Below are 17936 nucleotides of genomic sequence, written 5' to 3' on the forward strand. Positions count from 1 at the left end.
GAGAGACGGAGGAACCCGTGGCCCTTCCCCAGTTGACCGACGAACAGCGCGCGGCAGCGTTGGAGAAGGCTGCTGCCGCACGTCGAGCGCGAGCTGAATTGAAGGATCGACTCAAGCGTGGCGGCACCAACCTCAAGCAGGTCCTCAAGGACGCTGAGAGCGACGAGGTCTTGGGCAAGATGAAGGTTTCCGCACTGCTGGAAGCTTTGCCGAAGGTTGGCAAGGTCAAGGCGCAGGAAATCATGACCGAGCTCGAGATCGCACCGACCCGCCGCCTGCGCGGCCTCGGCGATCGTCAGCGCAAGGCCCTGTTGGAAAAGTTCGACTTCACGGCAGATTAGTGCCGGCGGGGGACCGGACGGCGGTTGCGATGAGTCGAATCGTCGTGCTGTCCGGTCCTTCTGCCGTCGGCAAGTCGACCGTGGTCCGCTGCCTGCGCGACAAGGTCCCCGACCTGCACTTCAGCGTGTCCGTGACCACCAGGGCGCCAAGGCCGGGTGAGGTGGACGGCGTCGATTATTCGTTCGTCACCGCCGAGCGGTTTCAGCAGTTGATCGACGAGGGCGCCCTGCTCGAGTGGGCCGAGATCCACCGTGGTCTGCACCGCTCAGGGACCCCAGCCGAACCCGTGAGGGCGGCCGCGCGTGCCGGTTTCCCGGTCCTCATCGAGGTGGATCTGGCCGGTGCACGGGCCGTGAAGGCCGCCATGCCGGACGCGATGACGGTGTTCCTCGCCCCTCCGAGCTGGGAGGCGCTGGAGTCCCGATTGGCCGGTCGCGGCACCGAGACCCCCGAGGTGAGGGCCCGCCGCCTGGCCACCGCGCGAGACGAACTCGCTGCCCAAGATGGCTTCGACGCGGTCGTCGTCAACGGGCAATTGGAATTCGCCTGTTCAGAGTTGGTATCCTTGCTGATGGGCAACACGCCGGATGCGGCGTGGACCGACCCGAACAGTTAGCTAGTCCTCAAGCAACATGCCAGGAGATTACTTCGTGACAACCCCTGTCGAGAGCCCCGACTCCGACGCCGCCAACGCCTACGACACGCCGCTGGGCATCACCAACCCGCCCATCGACGAGTTGCTGTCCCGTGCGTCCAGCAAGTACGCGCTGGTGATCTTCGCTGCCAAGCGGGCACGCCAGATCAACGACTACTACAACCAGCTGGGCGACGGCATCCTCGAGTACGTCGGACCGCTCGTCGAGCCAGGCCTGCAGGAGAAGCCGTTGTCGATCGCCATGCGCGAGATCCACGGCGACCTGCTCGAGCACACCGAGGGCGAGGGCTAGGCCCCGGCCGCGCGGCGATGAGCCTCTCGGGCGAAGAGCGGACAATCCGATGAGCCTCTCGGGCGAAGAGCGATGAGCGAGCGCAAGCAGATCGTCGTCGGCGTCGCGGGCGGTATCGCCGCCTACAAGGCGTGCACGGTGATCCGCCAACTCGCCGAAGCCGGTCACTCCGTTCGCGTCGTCCCCACTGAATCGGCCCTTCGCTTCGTCGGCGCCGCCACGTTCGAGGCGCTGTCGGGACAACCGGTGCGCACCGGCGTCTTCGAGGACGTCAACCAGGTCCCGCATGTCCGCATCGGCCAGGAGGCCGACCTCGTGGTCGTTGCTCCCGCAACGGCCGACGTGCTGGCCAGGGCGGTGGCGGGCCGTGCCGACGATCTATTGACTGCCACGCTTCTGACCGCGCGATGTCCGGTTCTGTTCGCACCCGCGATGCACACCGAGATGTGGTTGCACCCGGCCACCGTGCAGAACGTCGAGACCCTGCGACGCCGGGGGAACATCGTCCTCGAACCGGCCTCGGGCCGCCTGACAGGGTCGGACAGCGGTGCGGGTCGCCTGCCCGAGCCGGAAGAGATCTCGACGCTGGCCCAGCTTCTGCTCGACCGCCCTGACGCTCTGCCGTTCGATCTGGCCGGGGTGAAGGTGCTCGTCACCGCGGGCGGCACCCGCGAACCCCTCGATCCGGTGCGCTTCATCGGCAACCGCAGCTCGGGCAAACAGGGCTTCGCGATGGCGCGTGTCGCCGCGCAACGCGGTGCCGACGTCACCCTGATCGCAGGTAACACGGCAGGTCTGACCGACCCTGCGAGCGTGGACGTCGTGCACATCGGTTCGGCCGACCAGTTGCAGGACGCGGTGTCGAAGCACGCACCCGACGCGCACGTCCTGGTGATGGCTGCCGCAGTCGCCGACTTCCGCCCAACCCAGGTCGCGACCACCAAGATCAAGAAGTCTCACGAGCCGGGGGCCGCGGCCGCACCCACTATCGCGTTGACGCGTACCGACGACGTGCTGGCGGGAGCCGTCCGGGCGCGTGCGCACGGCCAGCTGCCCAACATGCGGGCCATCGTCGGATTCGCAGCGGAGACGGGTGACGCCAACGGTGACGTGCTGTTTCACGCACGGGCGAAACTGCAGCGCAAGGGATGCGACCTACTGGTCGTGAACGCCGTTGGCGAGGGGCGCGCGTTCGAGGTGGACAACAACGACGGCTGGCTGCTGGCGGCCGATGGCAACGAAGTCGCGTTGGAGCACGGTTCTAAGACGCTGATGTCGAGCCGTATCGTGGACGCGATCGTGGCCTTCATCGGTAGCGACGGCTCGTGACGGAACCGACGGCAACACGCTGCGCGTAAGGGTTGCGCGCAACGAGGGCGCACGCTTGGCTGCAACGGAGCACCGATATGATTCGTCTAACTAACTTCTTGAAAGGGATATACCGTGAGCAATGCCCGGCTGTTTACCAGTGAATCGGTAACCGAAGGACACCCCGACAAGATTTGTGACGCCATCAGCGACTCGGTGCTTGATTCGCTGATCGCCGTGGATCCCAGGTCACGCGTGGCCGTCGAGACCCTCGTCACGACCGGGCAGGTGCACGTGGTTGGTGAGGTCACCACAACCGCCAAGGAAGCGTTCGCCGACATCACGAACACCGTGCGCGAGCGAATCCTCGAGATCGGTTACGACTCTTCGGAGAAGGGCTTCGACGGAACCACCTGCGGCGTGAACATCGGCATCGGCGCGCAGTCCCCGGACATCGCCCAGGGCGTCGACACCGCCCACGAGACGCGCGTCGAGGGCGCAGGCGATCCGCTGGATCTCCAAGGCGCCGGCGACCAGGGCCTGATGTTCGGTTACGCCATCAAGGACACGCCCGAGCTGATGCCGCTGCCGATCGCGCTGGCCCACCGCCTTGCCCGCCGACTGACCGAGGTGCGCAAGAGCGGCGTTCTCGACTACCTGCGGCCCGACGGCAAGACCCAGGTCACCGTGCAGTACGACGGCAACACTCCGATCCGACTCGACACCGTGGTGCTCTCGACACAACACGCCGACGGCATCAACCTGGTGAGCACCCTCACACCGGACATCCGGGAGAAGGTCGTCAACACGGTCCTCGCCGACCTGAATCACGACACCCTGGATACCTCCGACTTCCGGCTGCTGGTCAACCCCACCGGCAAGTTCGTGCTCGGCGGTCCCATGGGGGACGCGGGCCTGACCGGTCGCAAGATCATCGTGGACACCTACGGCGGCTGGGCCCGCCACGGGGGCGGTGCCTTCTCCGGCAAGGATCCGTCGAAGGTGGACCGTTCCGCCGCCTACGCGATGCGCTGGGTGGCCAAGAACGTCGTCGCCGCCGGCCTGGCCGAGCGTGTAGAGGTCCAGGTCGCCTACGCCATCGGCAAGGCCGCTCCCGTCGGCCTGTTCGTTGAGACCTTCGGCAGTGAGACCGTCGATCCTGCCCGCATCGAGAAGGCCATCACCTCGGTCTTCGATCTGCGTCCCGGCGCAATCGTCCGCGATCTCGACCTGCTGCGCCCGATCTATGCGGCGACTGCCGCCTACGGCCACTTCGGCCGTACCGACATCGACCTACCGTGGGAGCGCACCGACAAGGTCGAGGAGCTCAAGGCTTCCGTGTAGTCACCCGATCAACGCCACGGCCCTCATTTCCCTCGCGGGATGGGGGCCGTTGCGTTGTCGGCCCGCGCCAGGGCCGAGATTCGAGCAGGATGGTGGCCATGGATCACGTCACCTTCCTGCCCTCGGTCGACCAGCTGGCCTACACCTTCGGCGGCGCCCCGCCGATCAGGCGGGTCAGACCGGGCTCGGTTCTGACGCTGTGGACCGAGGATGCCTACGGCGGCCGGATCACCAGCAAGGACGACGTCGCCAGCGTCGCTCTGAACACCGACGACCTCAATCCCCAGACCGGCCCGTTCTGGATCGAGGGGGCCGAGCCGGGGGACACGTTGGCCGTTCACCTCGTCGACCTGACACCCGCCCGCACCTGGGGGGCTTCGACGTTGATCCCGTTCTTCGGCGGGCTCACCAGCATCCCCGCCAGCCCGACGCTGCAGAACGCTCTTCCTGAGCGAACCTGGATCTACGAATACGACCCGGCCACCGCGACAGTCGGCTTCTCCGCGCTGGGCAGCGAGTTCGAGCTGAAGCTGCCCGCCAACCCCATGCTCGGCACCGTCGGCGTGGCTCCGGCGCACCGCGAGGTACGCACCTCGCTGGTTCCGGACTACTTCGGCGGGAACATGGACACTCCCGAAATGGCGCCAGGCGCAACCTGTTACCTACGGGTGAACGTCGACGGCGCGCTGTTCTCACTCGGCGACGGCCATTACCGGCAGGGCGAAGGAGAGTCGTGCGGCACGGCGGTCGAGGGCGCCATGAACGTCACCGCCATCGTCGACCTGATCAAGGGCGGCGGCCCGGCCTGGCCCAGGATCGAGACCGACACCCACCTGATGTGCATCGGTTCGGGGCGCCCGCTCGAAGAAGCATGGCGGGCCGGACAGGTTGAGATGATCGGCTGGCTGGGTCAGCTCTACGGGCTCGATCGCCTCGACGCGTACCAGTTGCTGAGCCAGATTTCGCAGGTTCCGATCGCGAACGTCGTCGACACGAACTACAGCGCCGTGACCAAGGTTGACAAGCGACTGTTGCCCACAGCGCCGTCCTACGGCGGTATCCACGATGAATTGCGCCGGGTCGCAAGGTCGCTCGGCTCGATCTCGTACTGACACCCCACCGACGACCCAGGAGACGACATGGAACTCGGACTGACCGGCAAGCGATTCCTGGTCACTGGCGGTACGCGGGGCATCGGCCGTGCCGTGGTCGACGGCTTGCTGGCCGAAGGCGCGGTGGTGGCCTACTGCGCGCGCACACCGGAGGCCGTGGATGCGACGGAGTCCGAACTCGTGGCCAAGGGCGCCGAGGCCATCGGAACCGCCGTCGACGTGGGTGACGCTGCGGCACTGAGGAGCTGGGTGCAGGCCAGCGCAACGGCACTCGGCGGCATCGACGGCGTGGTGGCGAACGTCAGTGCTCTCGCGATTCCGGACAACCAGGAGAACTGGCGCGCGAGCTTCGACGTGGATCTGATGGGCACCGTCGGTCTGGTGGAGGCGGCGCTGCCGCAGCTTCTGGCGAGCGACGCCGGGTCGATCGTCACGATCTCAAGTGTCTCCGGGCGCGAGATCGACTTCGCCTCGGGCCCGTACGGGACGATGAAGGCCGCGATCATCCACTACACGCAGGGTCTGGCCCACAACCTTGCGGGCAGGGGAGTCCGGGCGAACACGGTCAGCCCGGGCAACACCTACTTTCCGGGCGGGGTGTGGCCGTCGATCGAGGAGAACGACCCTGAGCTGTTCCAGACGGCGCTCGGGCTCAACCCCACGGGCCGAATGGCGACTCCGCGGGAGATCGCCAATGCCGTTGTGTTCCTGAGCAGTTCGGCCGCCAGCTTCATCACCGGCACCAACCTCGTCGTCGACGGCGCGCTGACCCGCGGCGTGCAACTCTGAGCGGCGCGCTGACGGCTAGGCGCTGAAGTCGTAGTCCGCCAGGGGAAAGCGGCGGCTGCGCCAGATCGCCTCGGGCGTGCTGGTCGGCCGCAGTGGCACGTCGCCGTTCTTGTCGAAGTAATAGCTGTTGGCCACCTGGCAGCTGTCCTGCCAGAAGATCTGGCGGTGCCGCTTGCGCATCATCTCGGCGAAGAAGCGGTCGTTGGCCTCCTGCGATACCTCCACGCGGGTCGCGGCAGTGCTCGACGCCCGCTTCAAACACCTCACGATGTGGTGCGTCTGCGTCTCGATCAGTGCGAAGTACGACGACCCCACGTAGCCATAGGGGCCCATCACGCTGAAGAAGTTCGGAAAGCCTGGAACGCTCACGCCCTCGTACGCTTGCAGCCGTCGCTCCGACCAGAACCCGGCCAGCGATCGCCCACCGGATCCGGTGACGGGGAACGTCGGGATGCTGTCTACGTCCATCACCTTGAACCCCGTGGCCAGGATCAGCACGTCGACCTCGTGGGTGACTCCGTCGTCGGTCGTGACGCCGGAGCCGGTGACCTCGTCGATCGGCTCGGTGACCAGTTCCACGTTGTCGCGGTTGTAGGTCGACAGGTAGGTGTTGTGAAACCCGGGTCGCTTGCAGCCGACGGCATAACGGGGCGTGAGCTTCTCCCGCACCTCCGGGTCGTGCACCTCGCGCCTCAGGTACGCCCTGCCCATCTTCTCCGCGCGACGAGCCAGCGGGAACACGGTGTAGTACTGGGCCGCGATCGTGAACGTCAGCTCGACATAGGCCTGGCTCAGCAGTCGCTGGATCACCTTGCCGCCCGGTATCCGCATGGCCCAGCGTGCGGGAGCCGGCAGGGGCACGTCCAGCTTCGGCATGCACCAGATCGGCGTCCGTTGGAACACGACCAGCTTGTCGACGATCGGGGCGATCGCGGGAATCACCTGGACCGCCGAGGCGCCCGTGCCGATGATCGCGACGCGCTTGCCGGACAGGTCTTGCGAATGGTCCCACCGCGCGGTGTGCATGGTGATTCCGGCAAAGCCGTCCACCCCGTCGATGTCGGGCAAATTCGGCACCGTGAGCACGCCGCTGGCGTTGACGATGAAACGGGCAGTCAGCGAATCGCCCGAGTCCAGGTCGACCCGCCAGCAGTCGGATCGATCGTCGAACGCGGCCCCGGTGACCCTGGTGTTGAAACGTATCCTCCCGCGCAGGCCGTACTTGTCGACGCAGCGCTCGGCGTAAGCCTTGAGCTCCCGGCCGGGAGCGTAGGTACGCGACCATTCGGCGCTCTGCTCGAACGAGAACTGGTATGAGAACGACGGGATGTCAACGGCGACACCGGGGTAGGTGTTCCAATACCAGGTCCCGCCCGCTTCATCGCCCGCCTCGATGATCTGGTAGTCGTCAAGTCGGGCCCTTTCGAGTTCGATCGCCGCGCCGATTCCGGAGAACCCTGCGCCGACGATGATGGTGTGAAAGTCGGGGGAACTCAGTTCAGCCATGCGTCGATCTTCCATCGTCCGATCACCCGAAGGCGGCCTTTCGCTGCAGAGCCGCTATGTGGGCCAGCGCCCGTCGGCCTTCGCCGCCTCGACGTGATGCAGACCGGGTGCACGCATCCGTCCCGCAGCAATGAGACGGTGCACCCGTTCGACGTTCGACTTCGACCACGAGCTCTTGGCCTTACGCGGACTGAACCTCTGGATACGGGACACCTCGTCGTGCCCGCGGGCCAGACTGTCGATCCACCCGAAGCACAGCGCGATCTCGACGGCCTCGCCGTAGGCCAGTGGCACGTCGCCCGCCATTCCCCCTGTCGCTTCGCTCCTGCCCCAGGAGGCCCTGTTGAACAGCCGCAACCACACCTCGGTCACCGAGTCGTGGTTGTCCTCCAACCAGTCCTCCCACTGCTGCGAGGATCGGACGTCGAGCACGAAGCGGTCGTTCATCGCCCCGTGTGCAGCGCCGCCTTGAGTGCGGCGAGCCCGCGGTTGGTGGCCTCGGCCGCGGCAGGTGACGCGAGCGCCAGGCTTGCGTAGCCGTGCACCATCGTCGGCTCAAGGCTCCGTTCAACGGGAACACCTGCAGCGGACAGCATTTCGGCGTACCTACCACCATCGTCACGCAGCGGGTCGTGTTCGGCAGTGCCGATGAAGGCGGGTGCCAGCCCGGCCAGCGTCGCCGCGTTGGCGGGGGCCAGGTCGGTGGGAAGCGAGGCGGCATCGGACATGTCGACGCCGGGCACATACCAGGTCAGGAACGCCTCAATGACCTCGCGGTTGAGGAGCGGCGCGTCCGCGTTCTCGGTGAACGACGGCGCCGTCAGATCCCCGACGGCCACCGGATACCAGAGCAACTGGAACACCAGCGGTGGACCGCCTGCGTTCCGCGACCGCAACGCCATCACGGCCGCGACGTTGCCACCTGCGGAGTCGCCCGCAACGGCGATCCGGGCCGGGTCGCCGCCGAGTTCGGCGGCGTGTACTCCGACCCACTGCAGGGCCGCCCAGGCATCATCGATGCCCGCGGGGAAGGGATGCTCGGGAGCCAGTCGGTAGTCGACCGAGACCACGATCGCCTCGGCGCCGACCGCATGGGCCCGTGCCACGTGGTCGTGCGTGTCGAGATCACCGACGGACCAACCGAACCCGTGGTAGAACACCACCACTGGCAGGTCGGAGTGCGATTCGATCGGAGGCCAGTAGATGCGCACCGGGATGTCTGTGAGGTCTCCGTGACCGATCGCCCGTTCCTCGATGCGCATGTCCGGCAATGTCTCCGCGGGAGGCTTCAGTGCGCGAAGCTTGTCCCGCGCCACCTCGACGCCGTCGTCGATGGTGAACTCGAGCGGCACGGTCTCGAGGAGTGCCTTTAGGATGGGATCGATACCGGGCCGCGTCGTCGAGGATTCCGTCATATGCCTCAGGCTAGCGCGCGGCGAAGCGCAGACAACCCCCGCGCGACGGCATCCGTGGCGGCGGGCACCACGTCGGCGTAACCGAGGTAGCCATGGACCAGCGTCTCGGCGTTGTGCACCTCGACAGGCACTCCCGCGGCGGCCAGCAGTTCACCGTAACGAACTCCGTCGTCGTGCAGCGGGTCGTGTCCGGCGACCGCGATGTAGGCCGGCGCCAGACTCGAGAAGTCACTGGCCCGACCGGGGACCAGGGTCGACGGTGGATTCCGCAGATCCTGGCCGCGGGCGTACCACCGCGAGAACGCGCCGACGGCGTCGAGGGAGAGGATCGGCGCGTCCGCGTTCTCGGTGAACGAGGGCAGTGAAGTGTCCCATGTCGTCGCCGGATACCACAGCAGCTGAAACACGACCGGTGGCCCGCCGGCGTCGCGCGACATCTGTGCGACGACCGCCGCGAGGTTGCCCCCGGCCGAATCTCCAGCGACCGCAAGCCGTTTCGGGTCGGCACCGAGCTCGTCGCCGTGCGCTGCCACCCACTGCGTCGCGGCCCACACGTCGTCCACCGCCGCGGGGTACGGATGCTCGGGCGCCAGGCGGTAGTCGACCGACACCACCAGCGCACCCGAGCCGACTGCGTGGCGGCGGGCATCCCCGTCGTAACTGTCCAGATCGCCAACGACCCATCCGCCGCCGTGGAAGAACATCACTACCGGCACCACTGCGTCCCCGGCGTCCGGTGGCCAGTACAGCCGGATCGGGACCTGACCCGCGGGCCCCTCGATTGTCCGGTCTTCGACTCGCAGGTCCTGGTGAACCGGACGGCGGGGGAGGTCGCGGAAGCGTTGCCGTGCCGCGTACGGGCCTCCGTCGGTCGTCAACTGGAATGGCACCGCTTCCAGTACCTTCTGCAGGATGGCATCCAGACCGGGCTTGTCGTCGGCGTCGTCGGTGACGGGCATCGACTCACCGTACGCATCGCGTACGGTGCGGGCGCTATGGGGCGCGGCGGTGGCCGTCGGCGTGACCTACGGGGTGTTCCTCCTCGTCACGGCGCTGCGATCGCCCGCAGGTAGCGCGCTCACCGGCCAATTCGCTCTCCAGCCCGCAGTCAAGGCCCTAGCCGCCGTGCTGCTGGCCGCCGCGGCGCTCGGCCATCAGGTCCCACGCGAACGCCGCTGGCTGGTCGCCGCTCTGGTGTTCTCCGCGGCGGGTGACTTCCTGCTGGCGATGCCATGGTGGAAGCCGTCGTTCGTCCTCGGCCTCGGCGCGTTCCTGCTCGCGCATCTGTGCTTCCTCGTCGCGCTGGTTCCGCTGGCCACCCGCACTCCGTCGAGGGTGGCAACCGCGATCGGTGTGTGCGTTGCGTGTGTGGCGCTGCTGGTGTGGTTCTGGCCGCGGCTGATTGCCGAGGGGATGGCGATTCCCGTGGTCCTGTACATGGTGGTGCTCGCCGCCATGGTGTGCACGGCACTGTTGGCCGGGCTGCCGACGCCGTGGACCGCGCTGGGTGCGCTGTGTTTCGCGGTGTCCGACGCAATGATCGGGATCGGCAAGTTCGTGCTGCAGGCCGGAGCCGGGCAGCCGGCGACCTCAGGCTCGGAGGCACTGGCCGTGCCGATCTGGTGGGCGTATGCGACGTCACTGCTGTTGATCACCGCAGGGCTCTTGTTCGGCCGCGGTGGATCGGCGTCGGAACACTCTGCTACACCACGGGCGTGACCGAAATCAGGCAGGCGGCCGAGCACGAGCCCGTTGCTCGGGTGCTTCCGATCCTGTCCGTGCCGCACCTCGATCGCGAGTTCGACTACCTCGTCACGGCCGAGCAGTCCGATGACGCCCAACCCGGCGTGCGGGTTCGGGTGCGCTTTCACGGCAGACTCGTCGACGCCTTCCTCCTCGAGAGGCGTTCGGACACGGACCACGTCGGCAAGCTCGGTTTTCTGGACCGCGTGATCTCCAATGAGCGGGTGCTGACCCCCGACGTCCGCCGGCTGGTGGACGCGGTCGCCGCCAGGTACGCGGGCACCCGTGCCGACGTACTGCGGCTCGCGGTCCCACCGAGACACGCGACGGTCGAGAAGCAGGTCATGCCGGAGCCGCCGACGGCGACGGCGCGACCGGTCGACAAGGCGGCCTGGACGGAGTACGACCGCGGCCGCCAGTTCCTCGACGCGCTGAGCGAGGGCCGGGCCGCTCGCGCCGTCTGGCAGGCGCTGCCGGGGGAACAGTGGACCGACCGGCTCGCCGAGGCGGCGGCCGTGGTCGTCGCCTCGGGCCGTTCCGCACTGGCCGTCGTACCTGACCAGCGTGACGTCGACGCGCTGTCCGCGGCCGCGGTCCGACACGTCGACGAAGGCGCGGTCGTCGCGCTGTCCGCCGGGCTCGGACCCTCACAGCGCTACCGCCGGTGGCTGTCCGTCCTGCGCGGTCACGCCAGGTTCGTCATCGGAACTCGCAGCGCGGTGTTCGCGCCGGTCGCCGACCTCGGGCTGGTGATGGTGTGGGACGACGGCGACGACACGCTCACCGAACCCCGCGCCCCGTACTCGCACGCCCGCGAGGTCGCAATGCTGCGCGCACACCAGGAGGGGTGCGCGGCGCTGATCGCCGGCTACGCCCGCACTGCCGAGGCGCAGGCGCTGGTGGCAGGCAAATGGGCGCATGACATGGTCGCCCCGCGGGCGGTGGTCCGGCTGCGTACGCCACGCGTCATCGCGCTCGAGGACAGCGCCCACACCCAGGAGCGCGACGCGGCCTCGCACACGGCGCGGCTGCCGTCGATGGCGCTCGACGCGGCGCGCGCCGCGCTGCGGTCCGACCGTCCGGTGCTGGTGCAGGTGCCGCGGCGGGGATACGTGCCCGCCCTGTCGTGCGGCAAGTGTCGAACGATCGCCAGATGCAGGCACTGCACCGGGCCGATGTCGCTGTCCGACCGCGATGCGATCGGCGCGGTCTGTCGCTGGTGCGGCCGCGGCGAGGCGGCACTGCGATGTGTGCGGTGCGGTTCAGACGCGGTGCGCGCGGTCGTCGTCGGTGCCCGCAGGACCGCCGAGGAACTGGGACGGGCATTCCCCGGGACCACCGTGATCACGTCGGGCGGCGATGCGATGGTGTCGGAGGTGCCCGCCGCGCCGTCCCTGGTGGTCGCCACTCCTGGCGCAGAACCCGTGGCGCCGGGCGGGTACGGAGCAGCTCTATTGCTCGACGGGTGGGCCCTGCTCGGAAGGCAGGACCTGCGAGCGTCGGAGGACGCCCTGCGCCGATGGATGGCGGCAGCCGCACTCGTACGTGACCGGGGCGACGGCGGAGTGGTGGTCGTCGTGGCCGAGTCGGCGATACCGACCGTCCAGGCCCTCATCCGCTGGGATCCCGTCGGGCACGCCGAATCCGAGCTTGCCGCGCGGGCCGAGGTCGGACTGCCGCCTGCGGTCCACATGGCGGCCGTCGACGGGGCTCCGGCCGCGGTGACCGCGCTGTTGCAGACGGCGCACCTGCCGGACGGCGCCGACTTACTCGGCCCCGTGGACCTGCCGCCGGGCGCCCGCAGACCGCCGGGCACGGAACGCGAGACCCAAGTGAGCCGGATGCTCGTCCGGGTGCCACGTGACGGTGGACTCGGTCTGGCCTCTGCGCTGCGCCGCGCGACCGGCGTGTTCAGCGCCCGCCACGATCAGCCGCCCGTTCGTGTGCAAATCGACCCGTTGCACATAGGGTGTGGCGAATCGAGTTCGGGCGGGGCGGTAGGGGAGGTGCAGTGAAGCGGGTTTTCGGGTGGTTGATCCTGTTGGCCCTCATCGCCGTTGGCTTCCTCTGGCCGTTGATCTTCCAGAGCACCACCGCCGCGGGACCGGCCGACGATCCCGTCGTGATCAGCGACTACCAGGCCGACTACACCGTCGGTACCGACGGCACTCTCAACGCGGTCGAGACCATCCGGGGCGAGTTCCCGTCCGGGCGGCACGGCATCTTCCGCTACTGGGACGTCGCCAACCAGAACAGCCCCAAGGTGCGTCAAGAGCCCGAGATCACCTCGATCCTGATGGACGGCGAACCCGTGCCGTACCAGTTGCTGTGGGAGTCAGGCGACAGGTTCCGGGTCGCGAAGATCGGGGATCCCGACAGCACCCTTCCGTACGGCACGCACACCTACGAGCTGCGCTACACGATCCCCGGGGTCCTCGACCCCGGAAGCACCGGCGCGAACAGGCGTTTCGCTCAGACCGTCGGCACCCCCGAGTCGACGTCCGCATTCTTCTGGAACGTCGTCGCGCCGTCGTGGAACAACGTGATCCAGCGGGTGCGGGCGCGCGTCACCCTTCCCGCCGAGGTCACCGGTGCCCAGTGCGCCGTCGGCGTCGGAGTCGGGCAGGCCTGCAGCGGACTGACGGTGTCCGGCAACACTGTCGAGCTCAGCACGGGACAGCTGATGCCCCGTACTCCGGTCACCCTGCGGGCAGGCGTCGACGTGGCGACGCCGCCGCGCACGAGTCTGCCGTGGTCCTACGAATGGGACAGGGTCCTTGGCCGCTCGCTGAGCGGCGTCGCCTGGGTCGTCGGGCTGTCCGTGGCAGCATCGCTGGTGGCCTTCCTCTGGTATCGCACGACGGTCGAGCCGCCTCCTGGCTTCCCGGTGCAATACGGGCCGCCGCCCGGTCTGGGGCCGGTCCAGGCCGAGTACATCCGCACCGAGGCGACACCGAAGAACGGCCTGACAGCCACGTTGTTCCACCTCGCCGAGCGCAAGCTGGTCGAGCTGAGACAGGTCGACGACAAGCAGTGGAACGTCCGCGGTACGGCAGGCCGCGGGGCGTGGGCGGACGCCGACCCGGTCAGTGTCGCGGTCGGGTCGGCATTGAAGGTGATGGGCCCCGGCGCCGAATTCGAGGCCAACGAGACGGTGAAGGCGGGGAAGAAGCTCAACAAGGCGAAGATCGACATGGGCGCCGCCGTCGGGAAGTGGGCGATCGACGGCGGCTTCATGGTCAAGCGCAAGAAGGAATTGTGGGTGCGCTCGGCCAACGGGCTAGCCCTCATCGTGGCGGTGTGTGCGTTCTTCCGGTGGGGTTTTCCCGCCACCATGTGGGCGCTGCCGTTCGTCGCGTTCTTCCTGTTCTCCAGGCGGTCCTGGTCGGCTGGCGTCGGTACGCGCCGCACCGAGGCGGGGCGTCAGTTGTGGTCGCAGGCAGGCGGATTCCACCGCCTCCTCTCGACCGATTCGGCGGAGACGCGATTCGACTTCGCTGCCCGCAAGGACCTCTACACGGCCTACATCCCGTTCGCGATCGCCGCGGGCACGGCGGCGCTGTGGGCCAAGAAGTACCAGGATGCGACGGGAGCAATTGCCCCGCAACCGGATTGGTACAATTCGTCGTCGACGTCCAGCGGCCGGGGCTTCAGCGGGCACTCGGGCGGCCCGAACTTCGACAGCTTCGATTCCGCGTTGTCGTCCTCGATCGGCGCCTACACCGCGTCGCAGTCGTCGTCGTCCTCATCGGGCGGCGGCGGGTCCAGCGGCGGGGGTGGCGGAGGCGGCGGCGGAGGAGGAGGCTCGTGGTGAGTTACGTGTTGATCTTGGTGGTATTGCTACTAGCCGCGGTGCTCGCGGGTTTCGTGATGGGCTACAACAAGACTCGCTCCGCCGACGTCCGCGTCTCCGAGGCGCTGTCCGGCATCGACGTCGAACTGACCCGCCGCGCGTCGCTCATCCCGAGCCTGGTGCACACGGTCCAGACGTTCGCCGCCCACGAGAAGGGTGTGCTCGATCACGTGACCGACGCCCGTGCCGCGCTGACCTCGGCAACCGGCGGGAAGTCCGTCGCGCAACGCAGCGCGGCCGAACGGGATCTGGAGAACGCGCTCGGACCGGTACTGGCACTGGGACAGACCTACCCGCAGCTGAACTCATCGACCAACTTCCTGAACCTGCAGGACAACCTCGCCGACACCGAGAACAAGCTCGCGTTCGCCCGCCAGTACTACAACGACGCCGTTGCTACGCTCAACAAGACCGTAACCACCATTCCGTGGATGTTCGTCGCCCCGCTCGCCGGGGTGTCCGAACGCGAGTACTACCAGATCCCAGCCGGAAGCCCTAGGTAATTCGTGCGAATCATCTTTGCGGGCACACCCGAACCCGCATTGCCGTCACTGCGGCGTCTCATCGACTCGCCGCATCACGACGTCATCGCGGTGCTGACGCGGCCCGACGCCGTGTCCGGCCGACGCGGCAGACCCTCGCCGTCCCCGGTCGCGCAGCTCGCCGCCGACGCCGGTATCCCGCTGATGCGTCCGGAGCGGCCCAACAGCGCCGAATTCGTCGCCGAACTCCACGATCTGGCTCCGGACTGCTGTGCCGTGGTGGCGTACGGCGCAGTGCTGCGCGACGGCCTGCTTTCAGTGCCCCCGCTCGGCTGGATCAACCTGCACTTCTCACTCCTGCCCGCATGGCGCGGGGCGGCCCCGGTGCAAGCCGCCATCGCGGCAGGCGATTCGGTGACCGGTGCGACGACGTTCCGCATCGAACCCAGCCTCGACTCGGGACCCGTGTTCGGGGTGGTCACCGAAACCGTCCGTCCCACGGATACGGCAGGCGATCTCCTTGGGCGGCTGTCGCTTTCGGGAGCGACGCTCCTGGAGAAGACCCTGGACGGCCTCGCGGACGGGTCGCTGGCCGCCGTGCCACAGCCCGACCAAGGAGTGACTCTCGCGCCGAAGATCACCGTCGACGAGGCACGGGTGCGCTGGGAACTGCCCGCCCAGGTGGTCGAGAGGCGGATCCGCGCGGTGACGCCCAACCCCGGTGCTTGGACCATGATCGGCGACCTGCGAGTGAAGCTTGGCCCGGTGGCCGTCTTGGATGGGGAGGGCGATGGGGAACCGCTGTCGCCCGGTGCCATTCGCGTCGATCGGGAAGGCGTGAAGGTGGGTACCGCGTCACTGTCGGTGCTGCTGGGCGAGATTCAGCCGCCGGGCAAGAAACCGATGAAGGCCGCGGACTGGGCCCGTGGAGCGCGGCTCGACGAGCATGCGAGCGCCACGTGAGCCACCCGCCGGGACGGCGGCGACCGCCACGCAGGCCATTCGATCCCGCCAGGCAGGCGGCGTTCGACGTATTGCGCGCGGTCTCCGAGCGCGACGCCTATGCCAACCTCGTGCTGCCCGCGCTGCTGCGGGAACGGAACATCACCGGCCGTGACGCGGCCTTCGCCACCGAGCTCGCCTACGGCACGTGCCGGGCACTCGGTCTACTCGACGCCGTCATCGTGCTCGCGGCGAACCGCCCGGTCGCTCGCATCGATGCGGTGCTGCTGGACCTGCTGCGGCTCGGCACGTACCAGCTGCTGCGTACCAGGGTCGACGCGCACGCCGCCGTCGACACCACCGTCGAACAGGCCGCGATCGAATTCGACACGGCGCGTGCCGGTTTCGTCAACGGGACGTTGCGCACCATAGCGGCCCGCGACGAGCAGTCCTGGGTAGCCGAGCTGGCGCCGTCCGCCGACGCCGACCCGGTCGGCCACGTCGCGTTCACGCATGCCCATCCGCGGTGGATCGGGCAGGCGTTCGCCGATGCCCTCGGCGCGGACGCCGCCGAACTCGGTGCGTTGCTCGCCAGCGACGACGACCGCCCGCTGGTTCATCTGGCCGCCCGGCCCGGAGTGCTGACGGCCGAGACGTTGGCTCAGGCAGTCGACGGCGAGGTCGGCCGCTACTCGCCGTATGCCGTGTACCTCTCCGGTGGCGATCCCGGTCAACTCGACGCCGTGCGGGGTGGTGCGGCCCAGGTGCAGGACGAGGGCAGCCAGTTGGTGGCGCGGGCAATGACCCTGGCCCCCGTCGAAGGCGACGACGGGCGCTGGCTCGATCTCTGCGCAGGCCCCGGCGGAAAGACTTCGCTGCTTGCCGCCATCGGCGCCGACTCGGGCGCGCGGGTGACCGCCGTCGAACCCACGCCGCACCGGGCCGAGCTCGTCGAGCAGGCCGTCCGCGGGTTGGACGTCGACGTGCTCCGCGTCGACGGCCGCGCGACCGGCCTGCCCGCCGCGTCGTTCGACCGGGTACTGGTCGACGCGCCCTGCACGGGGCTTGGGGCGCTGCGGCGCCGACCCGAGGCTCGGTGGCGCCGTCAGCCGGGCGACGTGCCCGCGCTGGCAAAACTGCAGAAGGAGCTGCTCGCGGCGGCGATCGCACTGACCCGCACGGGCGGCGTCGTGCTGTACGCGACGTGTTCGCCGCATCTGGCCGAGACGGTCGGCGTCGTGGCCGACGCCCTGCGCCGCCAACCCGTGCACGCCATCGACACCCGGCCGCTCTTCGAGGCGGGGCCGACTCCGATGGCTGGTCTAGGGGCGGGCCCGCACGTGCAATTGTGGCCGCACCGGCACGGCACCGATGCCATGTTCGCGGCGGCCCTGCAGGTGGTGCGGTGAGCATCGCCCTAATGCCCCCGGGTCGCTTCGCTCCTGCCCGCCGTACCTAAGCTGACCACCATGGCAGAACCCTTGATAGCGCCGTCGATTCTGGCTGCCGACTTCGCCAGGCTGGCCGATGAGATCGCAGCCGTCGCCGGCTCCGACTGGTTGCACGTCGACGTCATGGACAACCACTTCGTGCCGAACCTCACGCTGGGTCTGCCGGTCGTGGAGAGCCTGCTCGAGGTGACCGACATTCCAATGGACTGCCATCTGATGATCGACGATCCGGCACGCTGGGCGCCGCCGTACGCAGAGGCCGGCGCGTACAACGTGACCTTCCACGCCGAGGCCACCGACGACCCGGTGGCGGTGGCCCGCGACATTCGCTCCGCAGGCGCCAAGGCCGGCCTGAGCGTCAAGCCTGGCACCCCGATCGAGCCGTACCTGGAGATCCTCCGCAATTTCGACACCCTGCTGGTGATGTCCGTCGAACCTGGGTTCGGTGGGCAGAAGTTCATTCCCGACGTGCTGCCGAAGGTCGCCGCCGTGCGACGGTTGGTCGACGCCGGTGAACTGACGATAGTCGTGGAGATCGACGGAGGGATCAACTCCGACACCATCGAAGCGGCCGCCGAAGCCGGCGTCGACTGCTTCGTCGCGGGATCGGCGGTGTTCAGCGCCACCGATCCAGCACTCGCCGTGCAGGCGCTGCGCAGGCAGGCGGCAGCGGCGTCCAAGCACTTGACCCCATGACCGCTC

Annotated in this window: 18 protein-coding genes; 14 read left to right on the forward strand and 4 right to left on the reverse strand. The window is 68.4% G+C overall.

Going from position 1 to position 17936, the window contains the following annotated elements:
• The first annotated feature begins 17 nt into the window (after positions 1–17).
• The 7 genes from mihF to QOI01_RS11400 all read left to right on the forward strand — a co-directional run bounded on the left by mihF (position 18) and on the right by QOI01_RS11400 (position 5842).
• The gene (gene mihF / locus QOI01_RS11370) at positions 18–341 is read left to right on the forward strand and encodes an integration host factor, actinobacterial type (protein WP_057165041.1); all 324 of its coding nucleotides are present in this window, start codon (positions 18–20) and stop codon (positions 339–341) included.
• A gap of 29 nt (positions 342–370) precedes the next feature.
• Complete coding sequence (gmk, locus tag QOI01_RS11375; RefSeq protein ID WP_526380910.1) at positions 371–958, forward strand: guanylate kinase; 588 nt, start codon at positions 371–373, stop codon at positions 956–958.
• Positions 959–992: 34 nt separating this feature from the next.
• Positions 993–1289, forward strand: coding sequence for a DNA-directed RNA polymerase subunit omega (rpoZ, locus tag QOI01_RS11380; protein ID WP_526380912.1), 297 nt, complete (start codon positions 993–995; stop codon positions 1287–1289).
• 72 nt (positions 1290–1361) lie between these two features.
• Positions 1362–2618 (forward strand): bifunctional phosphopantothenoylcysteine decarboxylase/phosphopantothenate--cysteine ligase CoaBC, encoded by a 1257-nt coding sequence (gene coaBC / locus QOI01_RS11385; protein ID WP_526380914.1) that lies wholly within the window; start codon positions 1362–1364, stop codon positions 2616–2618.
• A 114-nt stretch (positions 2619–2732) separates the two neighbouring features.
• Complete coding sequence (gene metK / locus QOI01_RS11390; RefSeq protein ID WP_526380916.1) at positions 2733–3941, forward strand: methionine adenosyltransferase; 1209 nt, start codon at positions 2733–2735, stop codon at positions 3939–3941.
• Positions 3942–4039: 98 nt separating this feature from the next.
• Entirely contained in the window at positions 4040–5053 is a 1014-nt protein-coding gene (locus QOI01_RS11395) for an acetamidase/formamidase family protein (RefSeq protein WP_526380918.1), read from the forward strand.
• 27 nt (positions 5054–5080) lie between these two features.
• Positions 5081–5842, forward strand: a complete 762-nt coding sequence (locus tag QOI01_RS11400) for an SDR family NAD(P)-dependent oxidoreductase (protein ID WP_526380920.1) — start codon at positions 5081–5083, stop codon at positions 5840–5842.
• A 15-nt stretch (positions 5843–5857) separates the two neighbouring features.
• On the opposite strand, the gene QOI01_RS11405 is transcribed toward QOI01_RS11400, so the two are convergent.
• The 4 genes from QOI01_RS11405 to QOI01_RS11420 are packed head-to-tail and all read right to left on the reverse strand — an operon-like array spanning position 5858 to position 9722.
• The gene (locus tag QOI01_RS11405) at positions 5858–7348 is read right to left on the reverse strand and encodes a flavin-containing monooxygenase (protein WP_526380922.1); all 1491 of its coding nucleotides are present in this window, start codon (positions 7346–7348) and stop codon (positions 5858–5860) included.
• A 54-nt stretch (positions 7349–7402) separates the two neighbouring features.
• Positions 7403–7795 carry a YdeI/OmpD-associated family protein gene (locus QOI01_RS11410; RefSeq protein WP_526380924.1) on the reverse strand — a complete coding sequence of 131 codons (393 nt, stop codon included), beginning with the start codon at positions 7793–7795 and terminating at the stop codon, positions 7403–7405.
• Positions 7792–8763: an alpha/beta hydrolase gene (locus QOI01_RS11415; protein ID WP_526380926.1), complete on the reverse strand. Its 972-nt coding sequence runs from the start codon at positions 8761–8763 to the stop codon at positions 7792–7794. Before QOI01_RS11415 ends, QOI01_RS11410 begins: the two co-directional genes overlap by 4 nt.
• 5 nt (positions 8764–8768) lie before the next feature.
• Positions 8769–9722: an alpha/beta hydrolase gene (locus QOI01_RS11420; protein WP_526380928.1), complete on the reverse strand. Its 954-nt coding sequence runs from the start codon at positions 9720–9722 to the stop codon at positions 8769–8771.
• On the opposite strand from QOI01_RS11420, the gene QOI01_RS11425 reads away from it, so the two are divergent.
• Genes QOI01_RS11425 through rpe form a run of 7 tightly spaced genes read left to right on the forward strand, consistent with a single transcriptional unit; the run spans position 9676 to position 17930 of the window.
• Complete coding sequence (locus QOI01_RS11425; protein ID WP_526380930.1) at positions 9676–10482, forward strand: lysoplasmalogenase family protein; 807 nt, start codon at positions 9676–9678, stop codon at positions 10480–10482. The genes QOI01_RS11420 and QOI01_RS11425 overlap by 47 nt on opposite strands.
• A complete protein-coding gene (locus tag QOI01_RS11430; protein ID WP_526380932.1) occupies positions 10479–12521 on the forward strand; it encodes a primosomal protein N' in 2043 nt (680 codons plus the stop codon). The genes QOI01_RS11425 and QOI01_RS11430 overlap by 4 nt, the downstream gene beginning before the upstream one ends.
• Positions 12518–14320: a DUF2207 family protein gene (locus QOI01_RS11435; protein ID WP_526380934.1), complete on the forward strand. Its 1803-nt coding sequence runs from the start codon at positions 12518–12520 to the stop codon at positions 14318–14320. The genes QOI01_RS11430 and QOI01_RS11435 overlap by 4 nt, the downstream gene beginning before the upstream one ends.
• Positions 14314–14862 (forward strand): LemA family protein, encoded by a 549-nt coding sequence (locus QOI01_RS11440; RefSeq protein WP_526380936.1) that lies wholly within the window; start codon positions 14314–14316, stop codon positions 14860–14862. Before QOI01_RS11435 ends, QOI01_RS11440 begins: the two co-directional genes overlap by 7 nt.
• Before the next feature lie 3 nt (positions 14863–14865).
• The gene (fmt, locus tag QOI01_RS11445; RefSeq protein ID WP_526380938.1) at positions 14866–15804 is read left to right on the forward strand and encodes a methionyl-tRNA formyltransferase; all 939 of its coding nucleotides are present in this window, start codon (positions 14866–14868) and stop codon (positions 15802–15804) included.
• Positions 15801–17192, forward strand: coding sequence for a transcription antitermination factor NusB (locus tag QOI01_RS11450; RefSeq protein WP_526380940.1), 1392 nt, complete (start codon positions 15801–15803; stop codon positions 17190–17192). Before fmt ends, QOI01_RS11450 begins: the two co-directional genes overlap by 4 nt.
• A 60-nt stretch (positions 17193–17252) precedes the next feature.
• Positions 17253–17930, forward strand: coding sequence for a ribulose-phosphate 3-epimerase (rpe, locus tag QOI01_RS11455; protein WP_526380942.1), 678 nt, complete (start codon positions 17253–17255; stop codon positions 17928–17930).
• Positions 17931–17936 lie beyond the last annotated feature (6 nt).

Source organism: Mycobacterium sp. (assembly GCF_032162605.1).
In the GTDB taxonomy this organism is placed as follows: Bacteria; Actinomycetota; Actinomycetes; order Mycobacteriales; family Mycobacteriaceae; genus Mycobacterium.